The 3,354-nt window shown below is 73.1% G+C and carries 3 protein-coding genes; 2 read left to right on the forward strand and 1 reads right to left on the reverse strand.

The annotated features are described in order from the left end of the window. The coding region (locus G3I40_RS18720) for a helix-turn-helix domain-containing protein (RefSeq protein ID WP_164303283.1) at positions 1-387 on the reverse strand (387 nt) is incomplete at its 3' end. A 153-nt stretch (positions 388-540) separates the two neighbouring features. On the opposite strand from G3I40_RS18720, the gene G3I40_RS18725 reads away from it, so the two are divergent. Together G3I40_RS18725 and G3I40_RS18730 are read left to right on the forward strand one after the other, a co-directional pair. Continuing rightward, complete coding sequence (locus G3I40_RS18725; protein ID WP_164303284.1) at positions 541-2,940, forward strand: Ig domain-containing protein; 2,400 nt, start codon at positions 541-543, stop codon at positions 2,938-2,940. Then, a partial coding sequence (locus G3I40_RS18730; RefSeq protein WP_164303285.1) for a DMT family transporter occupies positions 2,937-3,354 on the forward strand: 418 nt, incomplete at its 3' end. The genes G3I40_RS18725 and G3I40_RS18730, both read left to right, overlap by 4 nt.

Below are 3,354 nucleotides of genomic sequence, written 5' to 3' on the forward strand. Positions count from 1 at the left end.
GATGCGTTCGGCCGGGGTGAGGCCGGGTCCGCTCGCGGCGCGGCGCACCGTGAGCACCTCGCCGCTCAGGTCGCAGACGACGGCGAGCGCCTTGTGGACTCCTATGTCGAGGCCGAGGACGCAGCCCGACTCGGCGCGGAAGCGGTAGCGCCGGGCGGGGCGGCCGAGCCGGCGCTGCTCCTCGGCGGGCGGCGCGCTCTGCGCGGCAAGGCCCTGCTGGAGGAGTCCGGCCAGTGCGTTCTCCACGGTCGCGCGGGCGACCGCGGTCGCCTGGACCAGCTCGGTCAGGGTCAGTCCGGAGGGGGCGGCCGTGTGCAGGCAGCGCAGCACCGCGGCCTGGTTGACGCGTCGCAGCAGTGAGGAATCGGCTCCCGATGTGGCCGTCATGCCGGTCGTCCCCCTTGACGAGGTGGCGGCGTCGGTGGAGTATCGAGCCGCATTATTTCAGAAGGTAGCAGAAATAAAGGCACGCGAGCCGCCCGCTCCGCACGCCCCGCTCCCGTGCTGACGCCGTCGATCCGCCGAACCAGGGAGCCGCTCATGAGACCCGCTTCGTCCCGCTCGGCCGTTCTCGGCGTCGGCGCACTCGCCCTGAGTCTGGCCCTCACCGCGGGCGTCCCCGCACAGGCCGCGGGACCCCGTGCGCCCTCCGCCCTGTGCGCCGTGCGGTCTTCGCACGGCCTGCTCACCCTGACCGCCGGATATCTCGCCGTGCGCCTGGACCCCTGCGGCACCGTCGTCTCGCTCGTCGACACCCGCACCGGCCGCGACCACGCGAGCGCGGGCAGGACCGCTCCCCTGGTGAGCCTGGTCGTGGACGGCGAGCAGGTGCGGCCCACCCGGGTCTCCGTCGTCGGCGGCGGCCGCCTCCTCAGGTTCACCAACCGGGACGCGGGCACGACGGTCGACGTGCGGCCCGTCGCCGAGGACGGCTACACCAGCCTCGAAGCCGTACGCGTCTCGGGCCCGGCCGACGGTGACGTGCAGACCCTGCTGTGGGGGCCGCTCGCCACGGACGTGACGCGGACCGTCGGCGAGTCCGTCGGGGTCGTGCGCGACGAGGACTTCGCGATCGGCCTGCGCCCGCTGACCGACCGGACGGAGGGCGCCTGGCCGCAGGAGTACCAGGACTACGGCTGGGAGAGCGAGGTCGCCGACAACCCTTCCCGCCTGCAGGTCGCCCCGCACGAGGAGTGGAGCGCGGCGGGCCGCACGCCGTGGGGGTCCGTGCTGCGTGCCTTCACGTACGACTACACCAAGGAACGGCAGCGGGCGACGACTTCGGGATACCGCATCCCCGTAGGACCGCTGCCGGGCGGGCAGGGCCGCGTGACCGGATCGCGGATCGCGCTGTTCGGTGCAGCGCCCGACCTCGCGCCGACCGTCCTGTCGGACATCGCGTCCCGCGAGGGACTGCCGTATCCGACGCAGAACGGGCAGTGGCAGAAGACGGCGCAGGCCGGCAGCCGGTCGTTCCTCGTGCTCCACGACCTGTCGACGGGCACCATCCCGGCCGCGGCCCGCTTCACCAAGGCCGCCGGGCTCGACTACATGTATGCACTGCCGAACGCCGTCGGCCCTTGGCGGACCACCGGGCACTACGCGTTCGACGACTCCCTCGGAGGCAGCGACGCCGGTGCCGCGGCGGCGGTCTCGCTCGCCGAGGACAACGGCGTCCACCTCGGCGTGCACACCATCTCCGACTTCGTCTCCCCCGACGACGCCTACGTCACCGCGCCCGCCGACCGGCGTCTCGCACTCGGCGGTCGCGCACGCCTGACCCGCCCCCTGTCCGCCACGGACACCACGCTGCGGCTCGACGACGACGCGCTGCTCGGCGACGGTCCGCACGGTCGACTCCTGCGCATCGGCGACGAGTTCTTGACGTACACGAGTGCCACGAAGAGCGACGACGGCTGGGAACTCACCGGCGTCGAGCGCGGCCGATGGGGCTCGACGGCCGCCGCGCACGACGAGGGCGCAGGCGCCGCCCGCGTGCTGCTCAACAGCTACGACGGGGCCATCGGCGGCAAGGGGATCGTCGACGAGATCGCGGACCGGCTCGCCACCGCCTGGAACGCCACCGGCATGCGCGCCAACTCCTACGACGGCGTGGAGTCGGCCTCCGAGTCCGGCTGGGGCAGCTACGGACTGGCCCGGCTGATCAACGGCGCGTACGAGAAGAACGACCGCAAGGACGGCTTCATCACCGAGACCAGCCGCATGTCGTCCAACACCTGGGACGCGCTGACCCGCGCCAGTTGGGGCGAGGTGGGCGTCACCAGCTGGGACCAGGTCTTCCTCAACAACGCTTTCTACCGGGACAACTTCCTTCCCGGGATGCTGGGTTGGATCAGCCTGAAGTCGTCCGAGGGCGTCGTCAGCATCGAGGACAAGCTGGCGCGGGCGGCCGGGCTCAACGCCGGTGTCGGCTTCCAGGGCAGCGTCGCCGACCTCGCCTCCGGCGGCGACGCGTCCCTGCGGGTCCTCGATGCGATCAAGCAGTGGGAGACGGCGCGCAACGTCGGCGCGTTCACCACTCGGCAGCGCGCACGACTGCGGGACCGCACGACCAACTGGCACCTGGATGTCGTCACGCCCGGCAAGGAGTGGTCGCTGCAGCAGGTCGACGCGGACGGCGCGCCGGTCGGCCCCCCGGAGCCGGTGACGACTCCGACGCCCGCCCTGTCCTCGACGCCCCTTCCCCCGGCGTCGGCGCACCGGCTGTACGAGTCCCGGGTCACCACGAACACGCCCGCGACGATCCGCTACGAGGTCACGCGGGGCGCCCTGCCCGCCGGACTGCGGCTGAACAAGGACACCGGCGGCGTCACCGGTACGCCCGCGCACGCGGGAAGCGCCACCTTCACGATCACCGCGCGCAGCACGTCGGGCCTTGCCGACGCCGTGCGGCAGTACCGGCTGACCGTGCGGCCGTGAGGGGCCGGGTCGCGCTGCTCGTGGTGATGCTGGTCGCCTTGCTGTCAGGCACCTGGCTGCTGTCCGGGGCGCTCGTCGAGGACACCGATCCGCTGCTGGTCGCGGTGGGGCGGACCGGGGCGTGCTGCGCGGTGCTCACCTCGTTCGCGGTGGCGCGGCCGCAAGGACGGGCCGGGCTGCGGAAACTGTCGCGGAAGCCGGGCACGCCGGCCCTGCTCGGCCTGCTGGGATTCGCCGTGTACGCGGTCGGCACCCTGCTCGCCCTCGCGCGCATCGGCACCTCGCTGACGAACCTCGTCGTGGCGTTGATGCCGTGCGCCTCGCTGGCGCTGGGCGCCCTGCTGTTCCGGCAGCGCGCGACGGTCCCGCAGGCCGTCGGCGCCGTCCTCGCGACGGCGGCGACGGGCGCCTACG

Origin of the sequence: Streptomyces sp. SID14478, from assembly GCF_010548525.1 — a bacterium.
Lineage (GTDB): Bacteria > Actinomycetota > Actinomycetes > Streptomycetales > Streptomycetaceae > Streptomyces.

Bases quoted from the DNA above. Each gene is read 5' to 3' on its own strand.
- G3I40_RS18725 (WP_164303284.1), top strand. From the start codon at position 541: ATGAGACCCGCTTCGTCCCGCTCGGCCGTTCTCGGCGTCGGCGCACTC.